This window comes from Marinoscillum sp. HNIBRBA16962 (assembly GCF_057801515.1).
In genome coordinates this window covers 4586950-4610994 of the sequence record NZ_CM173603.1, presented here as the reverse complement: position 1 = coordinate 4610994, position 24045 = coordinate 4586950, and the positions used below count along the sequence as shown (strand labels likewise).

Here is a 24045-nt window from a genome sequence, read left to right as displayed (position 1 = left end):
CAATCAAAGGTCAACTAAGAGCTAAAAGCTAATTTTTAAACACATGATGAAAATCTTGCTGAAACTGATAATTGCCGTACTGGTGCTGGCGACTGCCTGGTATTTCCTACTTGATCGGCAGCAGGAAGCTATCCAGCTGACGGATGAGATCCGCCAGACTGCCCCGGGACAGTTTGCAGAACTGGAGCACGGGTGGGTTCATTACCAGCTTCGGGGCCCTGACTCAGCTACACTCATCGTGCTGATACACGGAGGAGGGATCACCGGAATGGAAGTATGGCAAAAAAATGTAGATTACTTCCTCAGCCTGGGGTACCGGGTGCTGGCTTTCGATCTTTACGGAAGGGGCTATTCTTCCCGGCCTTATTTGGCGCATACTCCCTGCATGTTTCATGATCAGTTGGCAGAATTATTGGGTAAACTGAAAATCACCGAGCCCTTCCATCTGGTTGCGTTATCCATGGGGGCAATGGTGGCGTTGGACTTTCAAAAGAGCCATACCCGGCTGGTCCAAAAAATGGTGCTGATTGATCCGGCTGCTTCGGGAACCTATCAGGCAAGCCCACTTCTTCGGGTTCCGGTCCTGTCCGATTTTATCATGACGGTCTACTGGTACCCAAGAGCAGTGGAGAAGCAGCGAAAGGAATTTGTGGATCAGGAGCAGTTTGAAGTATATGCCGGGAGGTTGAGGCATTTCATGGCGTTTGAGGGATATAAACACACCAACCACTCCACATGGATGCATATGCTTAATCAAAACAAAATGGAGCTCGTAGCCAGCATGACACCTGCTAGTTTACTGATTATTGCGGGAGCAGAAGATCCTTTTTTCAGGCAAAGTCAACTCGAGCTATATCGAACGAAGCTGGCAGGAATTAACATCGTGCAAATAGATCAATCCGGGCACATGCCACAGTACGAACGACCTGATAAGATAAATCAGCTCGTTGCGACTTTCCTTCAGAAGTGACCATTACGGTAATATGCGATGTATTTCGATAGCTGTAATGCTAATGTAAACTGATTTGCTTCCGGCGGGCTATATCTTCCGCTAGCTTTAATGTGTAATCGCTGAAATCAGCAGGTTACTACTTTCGTACTTTCCGGATTGACCCAGAGCATTATGCACTTAAACGAGAACCAAGTGAATTCCAATCAGTACCCCCTGGTATCGATCATTGTTGTTAACTACAATAATCTCCAGGTTACCATCGATCTGCTCAATTCATTGCGCAAAATCACTTATCCGCGCACAGAAATCATCGTGGTGGACAATGCGTCCACCGACCGAAGTGTAGTAAATATTCCCCTTGATTATCCGGAAGTTCACCTCATTTTGTCAAAAAAGAATCTGGGCTACGCCGGAGGGAACAACCTGGGCATACGCGAATCAAAAGGCTCGCTCATCCTGGTGACCAACAACGACGTGGAGGTGACACCCGGCTTTCTGGAGCCGCTGGTGGAGGTTTTTCGCGACCATCCCAATGCCGGCATGGCCTCCCCGAAGATTGTCTATCATGACAATAAAAAGATCCAATATGCAGGCTCAACGGGCATCAACAACTGGACGGGCCGCGGCAAGAAAGTGGCCCATCTCCAGCCAGATGACGGACAGTACGACTACACCCGTGAAACTGCCCTGGTGCATGGCGCTTGCATGATTTTTCGCAGGAGCCTCATAGACGAGATCGGGTACATTCCCGAGGTTTACTTCGTCTACTACGAGGAGCATGATTGGGCCATACAAGCCAGACGAAGAGGCTATGTGCTTTACTATGTGGGCGCCTCCAAGATCTATCATAAAGCTTCCTCAACTACCGTAAAGGGGTCACCGTTTCAGACCTATCACATGACCCGAAACCGGATCATGTTTCTGCGCAGGAATGTACATCATCCGGCCCTGTTGAGTTCATTGTTATTCTTTGTGCTATTTACCATTCCAAAAAAGATCGCACAGTTCATCTTGAGTGGAGACCGGGCCAACTACCGCGCGTTTATTCGGGGTGTAAGATGGCACTTTCAGCACCGGTCAGGGCAACCGGGTAAGGAAAGTATAGCAGACTCCGGACACCCGATTCATCTCACCAATATCTCATAAAATGATCGCTGAATACAAAAACCTGCTCCATGCAAAATTTCGCGAAATCCGCCAAAGTCATCCCACTAGCGGAGCAATCAACCTGTACTTTCTGCTCCTGATGAAAACCCTCTCTTCACTTGGTCGGATACTCCTGGCTAAATATTACTTGCGCAATTGCCGGAAAGGCCGGTTTGTCTCTGTTAATGGTAAACCATTAATTATCGTTTCAGGCACTATAACACTCGGTAATAACACAGCCATCTGGTCAGTATTTGAACGTACCAAGCTGCTGGTGCATGAAGGTGCGCAACTCACGGTCGGTGATTATTCGCGTATTAACGGGGCGCATATCTCCGTCAAAAAATCTATTTCAATTGGGAAAAATGTCCGTATTGGGCCTTACACGCTCATTATGGATAGTGACTTTCACGATGTGCACGACCGGTACAGGTTAGGAAAAAACGGAGAAGTGATCATTGAGGATGATGTGTGGATTGCTTCCAAAGCTACCATCCTGAAAGGTGTTCATATTGGTCAGGGAGCTATAGTCTCAGCCGGGTCGGTGGTCACCAAAGATGTGCCCCCTTATTCTATGGTGGGGGGCGTACCGGCCAGGGTCATTAAGTTTCTCCAAAGCCCTGACCAAAACGTGAAGTTTCCCGATGAGAACCTGATTAAGGTAAGGAAATTGTAATGATGTGAATCCGTGGAGGTCACTACTTTGTAAGCGTCGATCACATTTTCTACCTGTTTGATCAGGTACTTTTGACTAATGGAATTCCCGGCGGTCGGCTGGAATCTGAAGGCTAAAAAAGCCTCAAGTGGTATATTCATGTGAGTTTGGCCCACTGGGTTGTGGCCCTCCTTGACTTTATTGCTATTCATTTTCCTTCCCGCGTAGCTGGTTTTTTCGATATACCGAACAAATAAACCAGTGAACACTATCAAACAACTTCTCAACATAAGTCTTATTCTGCTTTCTGCTTTTCAGCTGATGGCCCAGTCGGTTCATTATCAGAGTGGCCTTTCCATTAGAAATGGAGCCGAGGGTCACTTTTACAAAATGGTCACCTGGGATGACACCCTATACCAGGAATATGCCTATTCGGAACGCACCATCTCAGGGTCAGTTTCTAAATTTATGAACTGGCGCGTGATCTTCCCTCCCGGATACAATCCCGACGATAATACTAAAAAGTATCCAATGATTGTGATGCTGCATGGTGCCGGAGAGTCTGGTCGTAAGTGGACCGACGAATTTGAGTATTTGCCTACTGATCCGGAGTATGATAACAACGGACATCATTTGCTTCATGGAGGTATTCAGCACCGGGATGCAGTGAACCGGCCGTTGGGAAATGCGCGGGCATTCCCCGGAATAGTTATTTTCCCCCAGGTGAGTTACAATGGAGCCTGGGACACTGAAAACAAGCGCATGGCCATTCTCATTATCGAACGAATGATCAAAAATCACCATGCAGACCCATTCAGGATCCATTTACATGGGTTGTCTAATGGCGCCAAAGGGACCTGGTCGCTTAGTACCGATCGGCCGGACCTGATTTCGTCCATTTTGCCCATGTCTGGTGTAGGTACGCAATTGGCGGCCATGACCGATACGCTTGTGACCATGCCAATTTGGCTCTTTCAGGGCGGGCAGGATATCAATCCCAGCCCTGGGGCAGCCAATCAGTGGATCAATAAACTCGTGGAAAAAGGCGGCCAACCCCGTCTTACAGTCTATCCCGATCTGGGTCATGGCACCTGGAACTCCGCCTACAACGAACCCGATTTCTTCTCATGGATGCTCGTGAAGAGCAAAAGAAAAATTTACATCTTCGGTGATCCGAATGCAAGTACGGCCAGTATTGAACAGCCGTTGAAACTGGGGTTTTCGGCCGGGTTTAAAGGTTACGAATGGAGGCGGAATGGGCTGCCTATCGCCGGGGCAAACGGGCGGTACTATACCGCTACGGAAGCGGGGATTTATACCGTGAGATTCCTTCAGCCCCTTGACAGTACCTGGGCTGAGTCTTACCCGGTAAACCTGACTGGTGAGACCAATCCGGACGATCTGGTCTACATCCCTGATTTTAATTTGAAGTCGGCGCTGATTACCAATTCAGCCATCAATACCAATGGGGATACGGAGATCCAATACGCTGAAGCGGCTGCCTACTCCGGTCAGATCAAGGCCAATGGCCAAAAAATTGTATCCCTGGTTGGCATAGAAGCATTCACTTCATTGACTGATCTGCGCTTACTTAATAACCTGATCACTGTGGCTGACCTGAGCGCCAATACGGCCCTGGTGCAGTTGCACATTCAGCAAAATCGGCTCACCAGTCTGGACCTGAGCCTGAACACCCAACTTACTCATATTCGGGTTTTTGACAATGACCTGTACGAGCTTAACGTACAAAACGGGAATAACGTCAATTTTAACTTGTTTCAAGCCGATCAAAACGACCTGACCTGTATCCAGGTAGATGATATGACTTATGCAGAAGCCAATTTCATGGATGTTGATCCCGGTGTAGCGTTTAGCACCGATTGTAGCGAAGTTAGTAGTGAGCCAAGAGTGACCATCCCGGATACCAACTTCAAAGCGGCATTGCTGGCCGATACCACTGTCAATACCAATGGAGATGGGGAAATCCAGGTGATCGAAGCTGAAGTGGTTACTAACCTGAATGTAGCGTCACAGACCATAGCAGATCTGACTGGGATCAGCGCATTTACTGCACTGACTCACCTCGATGTGAGTGGCAATCAGCTTACTTCGCTGGATGTAACCGAAAACGTAGACCTGCAGGAGCTGCATGCTCAAAACAACCTACTGTCCTCTGTACTTTATCCATCCGGGATGAATACTCTGGACGTTACCTTCAACCTGCTCGCAGCTTTAGACATTAGCGGCACATCGCTAACTACTATACTGGTGAGCAGCAATGCGCTGACATTGCTCAACCTTCAAAATGGCATGGTGATCGAGCAATTTTTTGCCCTGGATAATCCGGATCTGGAATGTGTTCAGGTGGATGATGTAGCATTTGCAGAAGCAAACTGGTCAGCCAATGTGGACGAAGGGGTGAGTTTCAGTACAGATTGTAATGATGCGCCTGAAGATATTTCATTAGATGTCACTTCCATCGATGAAAATAACGCTGTAGATGCAATCATTGGGAGTTTTACCACCACCGATGCAGATACGGGTGATACGCATACTTATTCACTTGTAAGTGGCACAGGAGATGCGGACAATGCTTCCTTTTCTATTTCCGGCAGTGAACTGTTGGCAGGCGAGACTTTTGACCATGAAACAAAATCCGGTTACTCCATCCGTGTGATGACAGATGATGGACTGGGAGGTACTTATGAAGAGTCATTTACTATTACGATCAACGATGTAAATGATGCACCGGGTGATCTTACATTGTCTGCTACTAGTATTAATGAAAATGAACCTTCAGGAACTATGGTATGCACATTGTCAAGCACAGATGATGATGCGGCGTACAGCCTGGTTTCAGGAACAGGAGATACCAGTAATGCCGGTTTCAGTATTTCCAGTGATTCATTGTTTACGGCTGTCTCCTTTGATTTTGAAACACAGTCATCCCATTCGATCAGAATCCAGGTCAGTGATGGAAACGGTGGAACTTACGAGGAAGCGTTTATGATCAGTGTCAATGATGTTTCTGAAACTCCAACGGATGTTATCCTAAGCGCTTCCAATATCAATGAAAATAACGCTGTAAATGATGTCATCGGATCATTTTCTACCACAGATGAAGATGCGGGCGAAACCTACACTTATAGCCTGATCACGGGAGGTACGGATAGTGCTTCCTTTAGTATAAGCGGATCGGATCTACTGGCTTCCGAATCTTTCAATTTTGAGACTAAGAATAGTTACTCCATTCTTGTTCAAACTGATGATGGAAATGGAGGTACCTATTCCGAGACATTTACTATCAATGTGAATGATGTGAATGATGATCCGGTTACATTGATACTAAGCAACGACAGCATTCAGGAAAATAATTTAGCAGGAGCAACCATTGGCTCATTTTCCACGGATGATGAAGATGCAGCTGATTCACATATCTATACTTTTGTTGCTGGTACGGGAGATACCGATAACGCTTCCTTTACCATAAGTGGAAGTGATCTTCAGGCTGGTTCATCTTTTGACTATGAAACCAGGACAGGTTATGAAATCAGGGTGCAGACAGATGATGGAAACGGAGGGTTGCTGGAAAATGCTTTTACCATTAATGTGACCAATGAGGCAGAAGCTCCAACTGATATTACATTAAGCGATAACACTATCAGTGAAAGTGTAGCCGTTGGGACTGTAGTAGGGGTTTTAAGTACAACAGATCCTGACAATGGTGAAACGTACACCTACACTTTAGTTTCAGGTACAGGCGATACAGATAATGCATCTTTCAATATATCGGGTAGCGATCTGGTTTCTGCTGAAGTGTTTGATTTTGAAGCGAAGACATCCTATACAATCAGGATACAAACAAGCGATGGTACCAATACCTATTCAGAGGCATTTACGATCAATATAACAGATGTACCTCCATCTATAACGGATATTGCGCTGGATAATGATCAGGTAAATGAAAATGAAGCTTCAGGAACCCTGGTAGGGAATTTCAGTACACTGGGAGAAGACGTTGCCGGTACCTATACCTATTCATTGATATCAGGAACTGGCGATACAGATAATGCGTCTTTTACTATTTCATCAGGTAAACTATATTCCGCAGCTACTTTTGATTATGAATTAAAAAACAGCTACCATATAAGTGTAGAGACCAATGATGGAGCAGGTAGTACATTTGAAGAAGCAATAGTGATTTCGGTAATTGATATTAATGAATTACCAACTGATATAGCTTTGTCAGGATCTTTAATTGATGAAAATAATAATACAGGAGATCCCGTAGGGACGCTTTCAACTACGGATGAAGACCAGGGACAATCTTACACCTACACTTTGGTAGCTGGTACGGGGGATACGGATAATTCGAGTTTCACCATCTCCGGAGATCAACTTCTTGCTAATGCTGCATTCGACTATGAGTCAGATAATTCATATGTTGTCAGGATCCAAACAGATGATAATGCCGGAGGAGCCTATGAAAAATCGTTTACAATAAGCATTAACGACTTAAATGAAGCTCCTGCCGGGTTAGTACTTTCATCCTCAAATATTGATGAAAATCAAAGTACCGGAACTACTGTAGGTACATTTTCGACAACTGACGAGGATAGTGGCGATACATTTACTTATTCACTGGTAGCAGGAACAGGAGATACAGACAATGCTTCCTTCAGTCTTTCAGGAGATCAGTTGTTGACTGCTGAATCTTTCGACTTTGAAACAAAAGACAGTTATTCAATTCGTTTGAGTGTAGAAGATGGAGGTGCGAATACTTATGAAGAGTCATTTACTATCACGGTAAATGATATAGCAGAAGCGCCAACTGATATAACACTTGACAATGCTTCAATAGATGAGAACAGAGCTACGGGAACATTAGTTGGTACTTTTTCATCCACAGATGAAGATGCAGGGGAAACCCATACCTACTCGCTGGTCAGTGGTACGGGAGATACAGGTAATGCTTCTTTTACAATTTCTGATGATAAGCTCCGGTCCGGTATTGTCTTTGATTATGAAACGCAAAATTCCTACTCAATCCGGGTACAAGTTGATGATGGAAATGGCGGCAGCTACCAGGAAGCCTTTACCATTACCATCAATGATGAGAATGAAAGCATCATAGTAGCCAATCCAATTGCGGATCAGGATTTGAATGAAGGATTTGCGACACTTGAAATTGACCTGACAGCTGTTTTTGAAGATCTGGACGGTGATGCGCTTAGCTACCAGGTTTCCAGTTCAAATACAGGTGTTGTTTCGGTTAGTTATTCGGGTACAGCACTCTCGGTCACCGAAGTTGACTTTGGGACATGCACCATCACAGTAACTGCTGACGATGGGTCAGGAATTACCACTTCAGCCGATTTTGTGGTAACCGTGAATGGTGTCAATGATGCACCTGTAGTGGCCAGCCCAATAGCAGACCTCTCGCTTGCCGAAGGATTTGGTAGCAGTGATGTGGATCTTAGTAGCGCCTTCTCAGATGCAGATGGCGATGCATTGACATTGACTGCCTCAAGTAGTGATGAAGCCGTAGCTACTGTAGCTATTGCCGGAACCACCCTCACTATCACGGAAGCAGGGCTGGGTACAGCTACCCTTACGGTTACGGCCAATGATGGAAATGGGGAAACCGTACCTGACGATTTTGTGGTGACGGTCAATAATGTGAATGACGCACCCGTAGTGGACAGCCCAATAGCGGACCTCTCGCTTAACGAAGGATTTGGCAGCAGCACTGTAGACCTGAGCAGCGCCTTCACTGACGCAGATGGCGATGCATTGACATTGTCCGCCTCAAGTAGTGATGAAGCCGTAGTAACTTTGGCTGTTTCAGGAACCACCCTCACCATCACCGAAGCAGGAACAGGAACAACTGCCATTACGGTTACGGCCAATGATGGAAACGGGGGAACCGTATCCGATGACTTTGTGGTGACTGTCAATGCAGTCAACAACACTGCACCGGTTGTAGCCACTGCTCTTTCAGATCAAACCCTGAACGAAGGATTTGGCAGCAGCACTGTAGACCTGACCAGCGCCTTCACGGATGCAGATGGCGATGCATTGACATTGTCCGCCTCAAGTAGTGATGAAGCCGTGGTGACTGTAACTGTTTCAGGAACCACCCTCACCCTCACCGAAGCAGGATCAGGAACCGCAACCGTCAGCGTAACGGCCAATGATGGAAATGGCGGAACAGTATCCGATGACTTTACAGTGACTGTAAATGAGATCAACACTGCACCGGTTGTAGCCGTTGCTCTTTCAGATCAAGCCCTGAACGAAGGATTTGGCAGCAGCACTGTAGACCTGAGCAGGGCCTTCACGGACGCAGATGGCGATGCATTGACATTGACAGCCTCAAGTAGTGATGAAGCCGTAGCAACTGTGTCTGTTTCAGGAACCACCCTCACCCTCACCGAAGCAGGATCAGGAACCGCAACCGTCAGCGTAACGGCCAATGATGGAAATGGCGGAACAGTATCCGATGACTTTACTGTCTCTGTAAATGAAGTCAACAACACTGCACCGGTTGTAGCCGTTGCTCTTTCAGATCAAGCCCTGAGCGAAGGGTTTGGCAGCAGCCCTGTAGACCTTAGTGGCACCTTCACTGATGCTGATGGCGATGCGTTGACATTGACTGTCTCCAGCAGTGATGAAGCCATGGTGACTGTAGCTGTTTCAGGAACCACCCTCACCCTCACCGAAGCAGGATCAGGAACCGCAACCGTCAGCGTAACGGCCAATGATGGAAATGGCGGAACAGTATCCGATGACTTTACAGTGACTGTAAATGAGATCAACACTGCACCGGTTGTAGCCGTTGCTCTTTCAGATCAAGCCCTGAACGAAGGATTTGGCAGCAGCCCTGTAGACCTGAGCAGGGCCTTCACGGACGCAGATGGCGATGCATTGACATTGACAGCCTCAAGTAGTGATGAAGCCGTAGCAACTGTGTCTGTTTCAGGAACCACCCTCACCCTCACCGAAGCAGGATCAGGAACCGCAACCGTCAGCGTAACGGCCAATGATGGAAATGGCGGAACAGTATCCGATGACTTTACAGTGACTGTAAATGAGATCAACACTGCACCGGTTGTAGCCACAGCTCTTTCAGATCAAGCCCTGAACGAAGGATTTGGCAGCAGCACTGTAGACCTGAGCAGGGCCTTCACGGACGCAGATGGCGATGCATTGACACTGAGTGCAACAAGCAGTGATGAAGCCGTAGCAACTGTGTCTGTTTCAGGAACCACCCTCACCCTCACCGAAGCAGGATCAGGAACCGCAACCGTCACCGTAACAGCCAATGATGGAAATGGTGGTTCGGTAACCGATGGCTTTGTAGTAACTGTTAATGATGCACCACTTGGTCTGGGTCAGGAAATTGAGGTGGTGGTTTATCCCAATCCGGTTTCTAATTATCTCCACATTGACGCTGAGCAGTCTGTGATTGTTCGGTTAGCAGATCTAAACGGAAGAGAGTTGCAAAAGTCAAATGGCCGGAAAATCCAAATGAACCTGTCAACCCTTCCCGAAGGCATGTATCTGATTATCATTCAAAATGGAGAACAGATGCTGAAAAAGCGAATCATAAAGGTAAACTAAGGCAGCTTTAGCTACGGCTATTGCAATGGGCGGCTCCTGGAGCCGCCCTTTTTTTGCTACAGGTTCCATATGTAAGGGAACTGTAATGAAATGAGTCCGTAGAGGTCACTGTTTTGTAAGCACCGATCACATTTTCTACCTGTTTGATCAGGTACTTTTGGCTAATGAAATTTCTGGCGGTCGGCTGGAATCTGAAGGCTAAAGAGCCTCAACTGGTTTTTTTGGTGAGTTTGGGCCCACAAGGATCATAACTCCCCTTCCTGACTCTTTTGGGAGATTGACTTTATCACCATTCATTTTCCTTCCCGAACACCTGTGTTTTCGATATACCAAAACAAACAAACCAGTTAATACCATGAAACAACTTCTCAACATAAGTCTTATTCTGCTTTCCGCTTTTCAGCTGTTGGCCCAGTCGGTTCATTATCAGAGTGGCCTTTCTATTAGAAATGGAGTCGAGGGCCACTTTTACAAAATGGTCACCTGGGATGACACCCTATACCAGGAATACGCCTATTCGGAACGCACCGCCTCAGGGTCAGTTTCTAAATTTATGAACTGGCGCGTGATCTTTCCTCCCGGATACAACCCCGATGATAATACTAAAAAGTATCCAATGATTGTGATGCTGCATGGTTCCGGCGAGTCTGGCCGCAAGTGGACCGACAAATTTGAGTATTTGCCTACTGATCCGGAGTATGATAACAACGGACATCATTTGCATTATGGGGGCATTCAGCACCGGGATGCAGTGAATCGGCCGTTGGGAAATGCGCGGGCATTCCCCGGAATAGTCATTTTCCCCCAGGTGAGTTACAATGGAGCCTGGGACATTGAAAACAAGCGCATGGCTATTCTCATTATCGAACGAATGATCAAAAACCACCATGCAGACCCATTCAGGGTCCATTTACATGGGTTGTCTAATGGCGCCAAAGGGACCTGGTCGCTTAGTACCGATCGGTCAGATCTGATAGCCTCCATCTTGCCCATGTCCGGTGTAGGTACGGACCTGGCGGCCATGACCGATACGCTTGTGACCATGCCAATTTGGCTCTTTCAGGGCGGGCAGGATATCAATCCCAGTCCGGGAGCAGCCAACCAGTGGATTAATAAACTCGTGGAAAAAGGCGCCCAACCCCGTCTTACAGTCTATCCCGATCTGGATCATGGTACCTGGAACTCCGCCTACAACGAGCCCGATTTCTTCTCATGGATGCTCGTGAAGAGCAAAAGAAAAATTTACATCTTCGGTGATCCGAATGCAAGCACGGCCAGCATTGAACAGCCGTTGAAACTGGGGTTTTCGGCCGGGTTTAATGGTTACGAATGGAGGCGGAATGGACTCCCCATCGCCGGTGCAAACGGACGATACTATACCGCTACGGAAGCGGGGATTTATACCGTGAGATTCCTTCAGCCCCTTGACAGTACCTGGGCTGAGTCTTACCCGGTCAACCTGACTGGTGAGACCAATCCGGACGATCTGGTCTACATCCCTGATTTTAATTTGAAGTCGGCTCTGATTACCAATTCAGCCATCAATACCAATGGGGATACGGAGATCCAATACGCTGAAGCGGCTGCCTACTCCGGTCAGATCAAAGCCAATGGCCAAAAAATTGCTTCGCTGGTTGGACTGGAAGCATTCACTTCATTGACTGATCTGCGCTTACTTAATAACCTGATCACTGAGGTTGATCTGAGCGCCAATACGGCCTTGAAGCAATTGCACATTCAGCAAAATCAGCTCACCAGTCTGGACCTGAGCCCGAACACCCAACTTACTCATATTCGGGTTTTTGACAATGACCTCACCGAGTTCAATGTGCAAAATGGGAATAACGCTAATTTTAACTTATTTCATGCCGATCAAAACAACCTGACCTGTATCCAGGTAGATAATGTGACTTATGCAGAAGCCAATTTCACGGATGTTGATCCCGGTGTAGCGTTTAGCACCGATTGTAGCGAATTTAGTAGTGAGCCCATCGTGACTATTCCGGATACCAACTTCAAAGCGGCATTGCTGGCCGATACCACTGTCAATACCAATGGAGATGCAGAAATCCAGGTGATCGAAGCAGAAGTGGTTACTAACCTGAACGTAGCGTCACAGACCATAGCAGATCTGACCGGGATCAGTGCATTTACTGCACTGACTCACCTCGATGTGAGTGGCAATCAGCTTACTTCGCTGGATGTAACCGAAAACGTAGACCTGCAGGAGCTGAATGCTCAAAACAACCAACTGTCCTCTGTACTTTATCCATCCGGGATGATTACTTTGGACGTTACCTTCAACCTGCTCGCAGCTTTAGACATTAGCGGCACATCGCTAACTACTATACTGGTGAGCAGCAATGCGCTGACGTTGCTCAACCTGCAAAACGGCATGGTGATCGAGCAATTTTTTGCCCTGGATAATTCGGATCTGGAATGTGTTCAGGTGGATGATGTAGCTTTTGCGGAAACAAACTGGACGGCCAATGTGGACGATGGGGTAACATTTAGCCCCGACTGTGGTGTTGTTTACATCCCGGATGCCAATTTCAAAGCTGTGCTGTTGGCTGATTCAAGCATTAATACCAATGGCGATGATGAGATCCAGGTGAGTGAGACTGCGGGCATTACATTGATAGATGCAAAGGGGGCAGGCATCTCCGATATTACTGGTGTTGAAGCATTCGATGAATTGTTGACGTTGAACTTAGACTCAAACAATCTCACTTCATTGGATGCAAGCGCAATGGGACTTGACTACCTGGGGTGTCAAAATAACCAGTTGACGTTTTTGGACCTGGGTGGTATAATAGAATACCTGGATGCGTATGGTAATCCTGACCTTTCCTGTATTCAAACCAGCACACCAGATTATTACGAGGACAATGATACGAATGTAACTGTCGACGAAGGAGTTACTTTCAGTACCAACTGCGCGGTACCCGAAGGGGTCGTTTACATCCCGGATGCTGCTTTTAAAGCCGCTTTGCTGGCTATCCCCGCCATCAATACCAACGGAGATTTAGAAATTCAAACCACCGAGGCATCTGCCTATACAGGCGTGATCAACGTAAACTCCCAGGCGATCGCGAGCATCGAAGGGATCGGGGCGTTTACCGAACTGACTGACCTGCGTGTGCACAATAACCTCATTACCGCTATGGATCTGACAGCTAATACCGAATTGATTCAGTTGCATTGTCAGAAAAACAACCTGGTAAGTCTTGATCTCAGCGCCAATACAAAAATCAACAAGCTTCGGGTGTTCCTCAACAGCCTGACCGAGCTGAACATTCAGAATGGGAATAACCACAATTTTGAACTGTTTGATGCACGCGATAATGATCTGACCTGTATCCGAGTTGATAATGTGGTTTATGCAGAAGCCAATTTCACTGATGTTGTGGATCCGGGGGTTAGCTTCGGCACCAATTGCGGTGACAGTGAGCCAATAGTGACCATTCCGGATGCCAATTTCAAAGCTGTGCTGTTGGCTGATTCAAGCATTAATACCAATGGTGATGATGAGATCCAGGTGAGTGAAACTGCGGGCGTTACATTGATAAATGCAGAGGGGGCAGGCATCTCCGATATTACTGGTGTTGAAGCATTCGATGAATTGTTACAGTTAAACCTGGCTTCAAACAACCTCACTTCATTGGATGCAAGCGCTATGGGGCTTGACTACCTGGGGTGTCAAAACAACCAGTTGACTTTTTTGGACCTGGGCGGTATAATAGAATACCTGGATGCGTATGGCAATCCTGACCTGATCTGTATTCAAACCTCCACACCAGGTTATTACGAAGACAATGAGACGAACGTAACCGTGGATGAAGGAGTACCCTTCAGCGCCAACTGTGCCGGAGTACCCGAAGGGGTCGTTTACATCCCGGACGCTAATTTCAAATCGGCGTTACTGGCCAATATAACGATCAACACCAATGGAGATGCAGAAATTCAAACCACCGAAGCAGCTGCCTTTACGGGAATGATCAATGTAAACTCCAAAGCGATCGCGAGCATCGAAGGGATCGGCGCGTTTACCGCACTGACCGACTTGCGTGTGCACAATAACCTCATCACCGCTATGGATCTGACAGCTAATACCGAATTGATTCAATTGCACTGTCAGAAAAACAACCTGACGAGTCTTGATGTTAGCGCCAATACAAAGATCAATAAGCTTCGGGTGTTCCTCAACGACCTGACCGAGCTGAACATGCAGAATGGGAATAACCACAATTTTCAGGTTTTTGATGCACGCGATAATGACCTGACCTGTATCCGGGTAGATGATGTGGCTTATGCAGAAGCCAATTTCACAGCTGTTGTGGATCCGGGGGTTAGCTTCAGTACTGACTGTAGCGCTGGTAGTGCCAGTATAGCAACAGTTGGTGTAGCCAACTATTCTGATGTCAGGGTTTTTCCCAATCCTTCTCCCCGGAAGGTACATGTAACCTGGGACGGCAACAGTGATGCTTTTACGGATGCCATACGCCTTTTCGAGTTGACAAATGGCAGGGAAATTTCACCCCTTGACTATAGGGCAAACGGAAATAAGATCACCATTGATATGGCCCGTCAGGCATCAGGGCAATATATCCTGCAGTTGGGCAATAAGACTTACCGGATTATTAAAAGGTAGGAAGCAATAAATTAAAAGGAAGGAGGGAGCATGTGCAAGCGTGCTCCTTTTTTTGGTAGATCGGGTATTGGAGCTGATCTGGCTGAATCTGCTGGAATTCTAATGTTTGTAGAATGGATCGTGGCGTTGTTAATTTGACCCGCCAGCTGGCGGGTCGTATTTTTCATGTGTCATCATTTCCTATAAACAAGAAATTCCCTTCAGGATTAGGTTCTGAGGTCATTCCGCCCCTGCTTTCACACCATTTTTTAATCCCCATTGCTCCAGCATCCAAAGAAAAGCCGGCACGAAGATCAACACCTGAGGCACCAGGAAAAGCCGGGTTTCCATTGCGTTGCTTTTGAGGAAGTGAATGACAAACCAGGCCGGTACGATCAGCCAAAACCAGGCTTTCAAATGCGGGTGAGTGAGTTTACCCAGATTCAAAATCACCAGGATGGGCACAATGCCCAGGGTCCCGATCAGTAAGGGATAAAGCCTCAAAAAGGTCAGGTTGAACTTCAGGTATTCCAGAGGGGAGGTCATCCCATTTATACCCACGGCAGGCTCATACCCAAAGTACCAGCGGGTTCCCAAAAAGGCGATAGCAAAGGCGAGAACGGACAATCCGAAAGCGATTAGTTTTTGTTTTCTCTCTTTTGATTTCTTCATAGGGAAGGGGATCAGAAGCATCAGGGGAATGAAGGCGCTGGTCTCGCGGTTGAGCGCAGCAAAAAATGCAAGGGGGATCACCCAGAACCAGGCTTTTCGGAGTATCAGGATAGCTGCCAGCAGGTAAAAAGCCACATCAAAATAGGTGTTGAATGACAGGTCGGAGCGGAAGACACTTGCCGCCATGCTGTAGCAGACCAGCATCAGTCCGGCACCAAGCAGGTAGGGATTTTTCAGCCCCAGTAATTGGTAAAAATACAGCGCCAGGTAAAAAAGGAGTACTAGCTGTATAAAATGGAGCATCAGGTAGGGAGCCTCTTTGTACTGACCCGGATAGGCCGAGTTAGTAGCGTCAATGAAGGCTTCCAGCAGGAGGGGAGCAAAGATCCGATACTGCCAGGGGTTGAAAAACTCCGAATCCCCTTCCATGATCCGCTCCTGCCGCTCCATCTGACGAGTCATGTCGATGGCCTGGCAATCGGTCACATGCATGTAGGTGACATAGCCACTCATGAGCAGGATCAGTACCAGCCAACTTACACTTTTCGAATTTCGGTTCATAGTGACACCAATGGATGAAAACAAGCCTCTTCCCTAAAGGGCTTAAAATTTTTGTAGGTACCCAGATGGAGAAATGGCCAGTCGCCACGACTATCTCCATAAGTGTGAATTTTTGTAAACTCGTCCAGGTTCAGGTAGGCGTTCACCCGGCGTACTTTTTCCATACCCTGGCAGTTTTCGCCAAGGATTTTTCCGGTGAGGCGTTCATCCACCACTTCCAGCTGAGTAGCAATGAACTCCAGTCCGTAGGAAGTAGCCCATTCCTTCACCCAGTTTTCCGGAGATGCTGACACCACCACAATCCGGTCGCCTCTGAGCCAATGCTTGCGAAGGCGTACCATCGCCTTTTCCCGAAGCATCCAGCCGATTCGATTCGTGGAAAAATCCTTACAAAGTTCCTGGAATTCCGTTTCTTTCATGCCCCTGAAAAAGTGGGAGAGTACTTGCTCCTTGGCCCTTTTTCGGGAGAGGATTTTGAGTTTGAACAAAATCACCACCGGTGAGAGGAGCACCATCCCCAAGAGAAACCTCACCGGCCCTTTGGTGTGAAGGATGAAGGACGCAAGGGTGTCCTTCTTGGTGATGGTGCCATCAAAGTCGAACATTGCCAGGTCTTTGCTCATAGTTTCAATCGTTTAAAAACACCCTCAGGAATTGACTTGATCACAGCCATTATGGGATTCCAAACACGCAGAGCATAGACTACATTCTTTTTTTTGTGATAGGCTTTGTAGACCATCTTCCCGATATCTTCCGGGCTGGCGGTCAGCATTTCAGGAAGATTTAAGGTTTCGGTCATTCTGGTTTCTACATACCCCGGCTTTACCGTGATCACATGCACGCCGAGTGGATACAGGCGGTTGCGGAGCCCGGAGAGGTAAGCCGTAAAACCCGCCTTGGCACTTCCATAGAGGTAGTTGCTTTGCCTCCCCCGGTCACCTGCTACTGAGCTGATCCCGATGAGTGTGCCGGATCCTCTTTTGGCAAAATCCCTTGCCATGATGTTGAGGATGGAGACCGCTCCCTTATAGTTTACATCGATGATCCTTTCTGTCTCGCTCCAGTCGTGCTCCCCTTTTCGCTGATCTCCCAAATACCCAAAGACACAGACCCCCACATCCGGACTTTCCATTTTGCGGTAAACATCCCTGTGTGTATCAAAATCCTGTGCGTCAAAGTGGTGTACTTTTGTAGGCGCTCCGGTACGGATATTCAGATCATCGGCCACCCGATTCAGGTAGGTGGTGTCTCGCCCCGCCAGGAGTATTCGAAACCCGTTCCTTGCAAATTGTTCTGCAATGTCCATCCCGATATCGGAGTTTCCCCCAAGGATGAGTACGGTTCTTAGTTGATTATTATTGGTCATGTTCGTTCAATTTCAAGCGTTTGGATAGCAGTGATTCAAATTTGGTCGTGGCGCCGTTTGAATCCCTGATTTTTTTGAAAGCAGGCAGTGCCGGATAGCCCTGCGTTAGCATCCGGCTACTCATTCGGGCGTCTTTGGCCATATAAAGCCTCCCTCCGCATTCTGCCACGATGGCGTCCAGTGTTTCCAGCAAAGGGAACAGCCGGGCGGAGACGGGCAGGTCGAGAGAAAGGGTATACCCCGACAAGGGGAATGACATAGTATCTCCATCCCCTTTTAGCAGCTTCAGCACAGCCAGAAAAGAAGCCAGCTTACTTCTGCTGATTTGATGGACAATCTCTGCCAGGGTGTCTTCCCCATGTTCGAAGGGGATCACAAACTGGTATTGCAGAAATCCTTTTTTACCATAAAGCCGATTCCATCCTTTGACGAAATCCAGGGGATAAAAGAACTTATCGTATTCCACGATGCTGCTTTTAGCCGCCAGCCGGTGTTTGGTGAAAAAGAGCTGATTGAATACTTTAATGGACAGGGGATTTAGAAGCAGGGATGGAATAAAACGCGGTACACTCCATTTCGGATCCCCGTGGATCTTCAAAGGGGTAAGACGGTCTGATTTCGGAAGTTCACTTAGCCGGGCATGTTCGCCCAGCATCACTACGCCTCTTCCAAGCTGTTTTCCGGTGGCAAGACAGTCGATCCAGGCTACTGAGTAGGTGGTGTCATGGTGAGCTCTTAGTAAGTCAACCATGGCCTTTAGATTAGGCGCTACGATGTTCCGTTGGCGAATCTGGCTGGTCTCGATGGCTCTGAGCTTTAACTCCACTTCCAGGATCACGCCTGTCAGGCCCATTCCACCAAAGGTGTTTTGAAAGAGGTCTTGCTTTTGTGTGTAGCTACAGGTAATGAGTTCGCCATTCGCCATCATCATTTTCATTTGATGTACAAACGAGCTTATGGACCCGTCTTTGTGGTGGTTTTTTCCGTGCACATCGGCGGCTACCGCACCCCCAATAGTAATGTGCTTGGTTCCCGGGGTCACCGGCAGAAACCATCCTTTAGGCACAATCACTTTTAGGATGGCATCCAAAGTCACTCCTGATTCGCAGCGGATGACGCCTGTTTGGCTGTTGAAGCTTCGTATTTTATTGAATCTGAGCGTAGAAAGAATATGGTCAGCAAGGGAAGCATCTCCATAGGAAAGCCCCGATCCTCTGGGGATCAACCGGGGGATCTCTTCCAAAAGCCTTCTAAGGTCCTCCACCGTACGGAAGGTGTGCACCTGAGCGTGTACGGTAGGGAAACCATTCCAATTAGCGATCTGTTGGTTTTTTCCCACAGCAATCAAATGTAAAGGGTAGTGAAAAATGCCAGCACCCAACCAACCACTGTAAACTGGATGATCCGGTCGGTGAGGAAAACCCGGGTAGGGGAGCCGCTACCGTGATTGACCAGGGTGACCTGGAGGTAGCGGAGGATGCCGATAAAGACAAAAAGCGACGTGATGTAGAGGTAGTTTTCACCAATCCGATCCTGTACATCAGCCGAAAACGTGTACATGAGGTAGGCTACCAGGATCACCCCGGCGATGAGCGAGAGGCTGATATTGATAAAATCCAGGTTGTAGTTTCTGCAGGACTTTCGCAGGGGAGTACCCGGCACCTGGGCGGCTACCAGATCGTCCCTGCGTTTGGCAAAAGACAGCAGAAGAGAGAGCAGGAAGACCATAATGATCAGCCACTGTGAGATGAAGATACTGACCAGTACACCTCCGGCAATCGCCCTGATCAGAAATCCTGATGAGACTAAGAAAACATCGATCAGGGTGATGTTTTTTAGCCCCAGCGAATAACCGATATTGATGATCACATAGAGGAGGAGGAGCAAGAAAAAGGGGACACTCAGGATAAACGCCCAGACCATCCCGATAGTCACAAAGGTGATCATGACGCTCAGGGCAAATGGTACCGAGATTTTCCCGGAGACAAGGGGCCGGTTCTTTTTCACCGGATGGTTCCGGTCTGTTTCCCGGTCAAAATAGTCGTTTAAAATATAGATGGCAGAGGAAACCAGGCAAAAGCAGATGAATCCCTGAAACAGAATGAAAATGAGGGCTGGGTTCAGGATATCTCCTGAAAAAAAGACGGGAAGAAAAATGAAGAGATTCTTAACCCACTGATGTGCCCTTATAAGGAAAATGTAACGCATGAGTTACTTCTAAAATTCTATATTTGACTCCTCAAAGGTTATCTTTATTCCCCATGAAAACAGGCTCAATTGTGTTACAAATCAGTTACAGTAGACTATTAGACCTGTTTATCAGCCTGCCCTTTCTCCTGATCCCACTAATTGTCAGTTTACCCTACAGGGTCAATATTTTTCTATCGTGGGAGGGTGCCTATCGGCTGTACCTTGGGCAGGTGCCTTATCAGGATTTCGGGCTGCCGATGGGTTTTGGTTACTGGATCATCCCGGCCATCTTCTTCAAGCTCCTGGGGCCTTCCTTTCTCTCCCTCATCCATGCGCAGGTTTTCATCAACCTGGTGAGTTTTATCAGCTTGCGAGGTATCCTTTATACGCTGAAAGTGAAGCCCCTTACGGTTTCGCTCGCACTGCTTACCTTCTGCCTCACGTATGTCGTCTTCAATTTCTGGCCGTGGTATAACCACTCGGTGATCGTCTACGAACTGGTAGCACTTTACTTACTGGTCAGGTACATCACCTCTCCCGAATCGGTATTCTCAAAAATTGCCCTGTTGCTCAGCGGCTTTTTCACCTTTCTGTCATTTTTCACCAAGCAGGACGGAGGGGCGATCTGCTTCATGATCTGTGTTGGTCTGCTGGTTTATCAGATCGTCCGTACCAAAGGATACCTTCCGCTTATGGTATATCTGGTGACTTTTTTCACAGTGGCAGCTGCATTTATTATTCCATTCCTGAAACATGACTTTCTGTATTGGTTTAACTACGGTCAGCCCCCGCACAGCTCCCGGGTTGGGATTGGGCTGCTCATGGATGCGTTGTTCAACGGTGAAGCCATTTGGGAGAAGATCTACCTGGCCCTTTTCATAGTGCTGATGCTCACACTCAGTAAAAAGTCGTTCAAATCGACCTTCAACGACCCGAATAAAATGATGCTTTCCATCATTGGGCTTGGACTTCTAGGTCAGGCGCTTATCACCCGGGTATCAAGTCCTTTGCCTACCGATCACATGACGTTTTTTCACGCCACTGCCATTGCGCTTTTACTCACCCTCTCACCGGTAAGTCGGGCAATGGATAAACTTAAAAATGCAGCAGTGCTCGCGGTGGTCATCACGCTACTTTTCTCCACAGGCTACTGGAAATACCTAAAAGGTGTGTTTGGAGATTCCGCAAAGGAAAAGAACTCCACGGTGGCCATTCGCTCTGAGCGATGGATGGAATCTTCCCTGAAGAGCTTTGCAGGAGTGACTATGCCGCAGGAGACCGCCGAAGGACTGAAGAAAATCATGGAGCTGCCCATTACGAAAAAGGAGCAGCTGAGCGTCTTAAATATGTCGGAGCTCACACCGCTTGCTCTGGAGCTTGGTTTCACACCTCCCGTCGATCAGCCTCTGTGGTACCACCTCAACATCGGGATTTTTCAGAAAGAAGTAGATGAGTTGTGTCGCCGGGTGAAAAATGGCGAATACGACCTGGTACTTTTTCAGGACATCCCCGGGCTGGTTCATTTTTACCCTTATCAGGTTCAGGACACCCTGAAAGCCTATTACCAGTTGGATCAGTCGTTTCTGGCTCCCCGCAAGCTCGAAAACTCCGTAGTGGAGGTGTGGGTGCGCAAGGAGTAGTTAAGGGCACCTTCCCTTCTCCATAAAGATGAAGGATAAGCGAATTTTGAGATGTCCTAAAGGCGTTTTCTGGTTTGTTTTGACCGGTAAAACTCGTTCCCCAAGCCTAAACAGTAACATCTATAAGTCTTATGGGGAGTTCTATAATGGACTCACTTGTATTTGGACCATCTTTACATTCTAATCAACCGCTATATTTTGAAAGATACAAATATTATGGATATGACGCAGGGAATAGTGCCGCAGGAGAAACACAATTTTCAGAGGCTTGAAGTTCAAAAGCAAAAGCTTCAAGTCATCAATGAAAATGTGAGAAGTCAAATCAAAGAACGAAATGCTTTTGAGAAGACGGTGAGCAAGCTCAACCGCGAGCTGGACATACGACACAACGAGCTTGAAGCGCTCAACGCATTCTCGTACTCCATTGCCCACGACATCAGAAGCCCGCTGAACAGTATCTCTATGATCGCCCATCTGATCAGGTCCCTTGATAATGAAAACAAAACCGTTGAAATAGCCGATCATGCAGATAAAATCGAAAAGCAGGTTTCAAAGCTCAATAGCCTCATTGATGATCTGCTCCTTTTTTCCCATCAGGACATCATCCTCGAAAAGGAAAATGTGGATATGCATGGGGTGGTGAATGAAGTGGTGGAGGATCTTAAATTTAGCTACAACCTCACAAACGAGCACAAGCTATTGGTGTACACATTGCCCACTGTAAGCTGTAACCCGGGACTGATCCGCCAGGTATGGACCAACCTGATCTCCAATGCCATCAAGTATAGTCAGCGTACGGAAAAACCCGTTGTGAAGATTGGCTGTCAAACTTCGAGGAAGCAACCGGAGTTTTGGGTGAAAGATAATGGGATCGGGTTCAAGGAATCCGGCTCCACAAAACTGTTTGATCTTTTCGGCCGCATGGAGTCTGCTAAAGACTATGATGGTACAGGTATCGGACTCACGCTGTGCAAGCGGATCATTGAAAAGCATGGAGGCAGGATCAATGCCCGGTCGGTTCCGGGAAAGGAAACGATATTTAAATTTAGCTTATAAAGGATAAAGAGCCGGTCAACAGTGACCGGCTCTCTTTCCATCTGAAGGATTAATTAAAAACCCTTACGGAACTTAATATTCGTAGGCACCGATATCGTAGGCGGTTCCCCTTGGCCGGGACTTCCCGTCAAAGTCAGTCGTGATCCCATAGCCGGATAAATTTGCTCCGGCATCAATGCCGGGAGACCCTACTTTCAGGTGTAAGTTTTTGTTTGTTACATTTGAAAACAGCATACTTGCGGCATCATCTGTGAGCATATTGTTTATCGTCTCTACATCATCAGATTCCTTCATGAGGATGCCGGCTTTCACGACCAGGTTGTTAGCAAAGTGTTTGGCCCCGCCCAGCGTATTGTGAAAGACAAAGCCATACTGCTCTGAGTTATAGATGGTGTTATTAAAAATATTGAAAAACCCATCGTCGAGGCGAACGGCAAACTCACCATAGGCTGCATAGATCCCATTTTCTCCGGAATTGATAAACACATTATTAAACAGCGTGAGGTTTCCCAGGCCTTGTATCTGACAACCGTTACCGCTTCCCGTATCAACAATATTTTTAAAGAACTTCCCGGTGGTTCCCTCGCCGATAAATAATCCCTCGTTGTGTGGGTTGGTATTTTTGGTGCCGAAGTTGCGGATCGTGTTTCGATAGACTTCCACATCATGATCGGCATTTTTTATCTGGATGCCGTCATAGCCTACATTTTCAATCAGGTTGTTGTGTATTCGAACTCCCTGTATCGAGTGTGAGTAGGTCATACTGCCGCATTTTGACTCCTTCCGCCCTTTGTAAAATCCATGCCCCATATAGATCCCTTCACCTCCGGTATCATGTATGTAGTTGTCATGTATATTGATATTTCGCATGATCCAGGCCTGGCGTGTAGGATCTGTAAAAAGATCACAATCCTGATAAGGACTTGTCTTCACACCTATTGCGGCAAACCCACTACGGTCACCAAGTCCGTTGGCAAATGCCCCCGCTACTTCAATTTTTGAAACTTCAAAATCGGTGCTAAACTTCTCCATCGTTACATAAAACCCTTTTTCGGTGGTTACCTTGATGCCGTATTTATCAGAAGTACCATCACCGGAAAGTTTGAAGTTTTTGCTGTATTCAAATTTTAACCCAAAGGCTTCCGCTGAGTAAATTCTGGCAACTCCTCCTTTGTTCCGGATGATTACAGGTTGACTTTTTGTTCCTACAATATTCCTGAAGACCAGCCGATCGTAGGTAACTCCGCTCTCCAGGCAGATGACATCTCCGGGCTGCACATTAAGCGCTTCACCATCTGTGATGTACCCATCCACGGTAAAATCACAATCGCATGCTTTATTTTCAGTCTCCTCAGTCAGTTCTGTCTCCAATGATTCTTGCGAATCCACCTCTTCTAACTCTACTTCTTCTAACCCCATTTCACATTGGCTGGTAAGACCAAACACAATGATACTAATCAGCATTACTGCTGTAAAATTCTGTCCCCTCATTATTCAATAGTTAAGTTGTTATTAATTATATTTATTACATATAACTGATATTTTATCAGCATA

The 24045-nt window shown here is 47.2% G+C and carries 13 protein-coding genes; 7 read left to right on the top strand and 6 right to left on the bottom strand.

All coding sequences use genetic code 11. The features are described from left to right. Positions 1–43: 43 nt before the first annotated feature. The 5 genes from AC3E9V_RS19120 (at position 44) to AC3E9V_RS19100 (ending at position 15027) form a co-directional block, all read left to right on the top strand. Positions 44–970: an alpha/beta fold hydrolase gene (locus AC3E9V_RS19120; RefSeq protein WP_488749761.1), complete on the top strand. Its 927-nt coding sequence runs from the start codon at positions 44–46 to the stop codon at positions 968–970. A gap of 174 nt (positions 971–1144) precedes the next feature. Beyond that, a complete protein-coding gene (locus tag AC3E9V_RS19115; protein ID WP_488749760.1) occupies positions 1145–2098 on the top strand; it encodes a glycosyltransferase family 2 protein in 954 nt (317 codons plus the stop codon). 1 nt (position 2099) lies between these two features. Beyond that, positions 2100–2774: an acyltransferase gene (locus AC3E9V_RS19110; protein ID WP_488749759.1), complete on the top strand. Its 675-nt coding sequence runs from the start codon at positions 2100–2102 to the stop codon at positions 2772–2774. A 240-nt stretch (positions 2775–3014) separates the two neighbouring features. Then, on the top strand, positions 3015–10376 hold the full coding sequence (locus AC3E9V_RS19105) for a tandem-95 repeat protein (RefSeq protein WP_488749758.1): 7362 nt from the start codon (positions 3015–3017) through the stop codon (positions 10374–10376). A gap of 355 nt (positions 10377–10731) precedes the next feature. Beyond that, positions 10732–15027, top strand: a complete 4296-nt coding sequence (locus AC3E9V_RS19100; protein ID WP_488749757.1) for a T9SS type A sorting domain-containing protein — start codon at positions 10732–10734, stop codon at positions 15025–15027. A gap of 219 nt (positions 15028–15246) precedes the next feature. Here the strand turns inward: AC3E9V_RS19100 and AC3E9V_RS19095 are convergent, their stop codons facing one another. Genes AC3E9V_RS19095 through AC3E9V_RS19075 form a run of 5 tightly spaced genes read right to left on the bottom strand, consistent with a single transcriptional unit; the run spans position 15247 to position 19813 of the window. Next, entirely contained in the window at positions 15247–16239 is a 993-nt protein-coding gene (locus tag AC3E9V_RS19095) for a hypothetical protein (RefSeq protein WP_488749756.1), read from the bottom strand. Beyond that, positions 16236–16862, bottom strand: coding sequence for an HAD-IB family hydrolase (locus AC3E9V_RS19090; protein WP_488749755.1), 627 nt, complete (start codon positions 16860–16862; stop codon positions 16236–16238). Before AC3E9V_RS19090 ends, AC3E9V_RS19095 begins: the two co-directional genes overlap by 4 nt. Then, on the bottom strand, positions 16859–17605 hold the full coding sequence (locus AC3E9V_RS19085; protein ID WP_488749754.1) for an SDR family oxidoreductase: 747 nt from the start codon (positions 17603–17605) through the stop codon (positions 16859–16861). Before AC3E9V_RS19085 ends, AC3E9V_RS19090 begins: the two co-directional genes overlap by 4 nt. Further along, positions 17595–18944, bottom strand: a complete 1350-nt coding sequence (locus AC3E9V_RS19080; RefSeq protein ID WP_488749753.1) for an FAD-binding oxidoreductase — start codon at positions 18942–18944, stop codon at positions 17595–17597. The genes AC3E9V_RS19085 and AC3E9V_RS19080 overlap by 11 nt, the downstream gene beginning before the upstream one ends. 5 nt (positions 18945–18949) lie before the next feature. Further along, positions 18950–19813, bottom strand: a complete 864-nt coding sequence (locus AC3E9V_RS19075; protein ID WP_488749752.1) for a UbiA prenyltransferase family protein — start codon at positions 19811–19813, stop codon at positions 18950–18952. Between the two features lie 71 nt (positions 19814–19884). Between AC3E9V_RS19075 and AC3E9V_RS19070 the strand changes: the two genes are divergently transcribed. Then, positions 19885–21435 (top strand): hypothetical protein, encoded by a 1551-nt coding sequence (locus tag AC3E9V_RS19070; protein ID WP_488749751.1) that lies wholly within the window; start codon positions 19885–19887, stop codon positions 21433–21435. A 198-nt stretch (positions 21436–21633) separates the two neighbouring features. Continuing rightward, a complete protein-coding gene (locus AC3E9V_RS19065; protein ID WP_488749750.1) occupies positions 21634–22491 on the top strand; it encodes a sensor histidine kinase in 858 nt (285 codons plus the stop codon). 72 nt (positions 22492–22563) lie between these two features. Here AC3E9V_RS19065 and AC3E9V_RS19060 read toward each other — a convergent pair whose 3' ends face one another. Continuing rightward, entirely contained in the window at positions 22564–23982 is a 1419-nt protein-coding gene (locus tag AC3E9V_RS19060; protein ID WP_488749749.1) for a choice-of-anchor Q domain-containing protein, read from the bottom strand. Positions 23983–24045 lie beyond the last annotated feature (63 nt).